The organism is Streptomyces sp. NRRL S-1022 (assembly GCF_000720135.1).
Lineage (GTDB): Bacteria > Actinomycetota > Actinomycetes > Streptomycetales > Streptomycetaceae > Streptomyces.
This window is the reverse complement of the sequence record NZ_JOIU01000116.1, coordinates 1-636: the sequence shown is the minus strand read 5'-3', so window position 1 is coordinate 636 and position 636 is coordinate 1. Positions and strand designations below refer to the sequence as shown.

The following is a 636-nucleotide window of genomic DNA, read 5'->3' as shown; positions in this document are numbered from 1 at the left end:
GCAGCACCGTCTGTTCCTGGAGACGGCCTGGCAGGCGCTGGAGAACGCGGGCTACGACTCGGCCCAGTACGACGGCGACATCGGCGTCTTCGGCGGGGCGGGAACCAATCGCTATGTACAGCGTGTCCACGCGGACCGGAAGCTCGCGGAGACGGTCGGGCTCACCAGCATCCTCCTCGGCAACGAATTGGGGTTCCTCTCCACGAGGGTCTCGTACAAGTTGAACCTGACCGGCCCCAGCATCTCGCTGCGGACGGCATGTTCCACAGCGCTGGTTGCCGTGCACACAGCCTGTCGCAGCCTTGGGGGTCGTCGTACTGAAGCGGCTGGAGGACGCACTGGCCGACGGGGACACCATCCACGCCGTGATCAGGGGATCAGCGGTCAACAACGACGGTGCCGTCAAGGTGGGTTTCACCGCTCCCAGCGTGACCGGCCAGGCACGCGCGATCAGCGCGGCCATCGCGAGCGCGGGTCTGCGACCGAGTGACCTCGACTACGTGGAGGCACACGGCACAGGCACGGTGCTGGGAGATCCCATCGAGTTCCAGGCGTTGGAGCGGGCTTTGGAGGGAGGCTCGTGCACGGTGGGCTCGGTCAAGGGGAACGTCGGCCACCTCGACGCCGCCGCGGGCA

General features: G+C 67.3%; 2 pseudogenes. Both read left to right on the top strand.

Annotated elements, in window-relative coordinates:
* Positions 1-10: 10 nt before the first annotated feature.
* Positions 11-268, top strand: a pseudogene (locus IG05_RS49860) (beta-ketoacyl synthase N-terminal-like domain-containing protein); the annotation flags it as partial.
* Between the two features lie 34 nt (positions 269-302).
* Positions 303-636: pseudogene (locus IG05_RS49855) on the top strand (hypothetical protein); the annotation flags it as partial.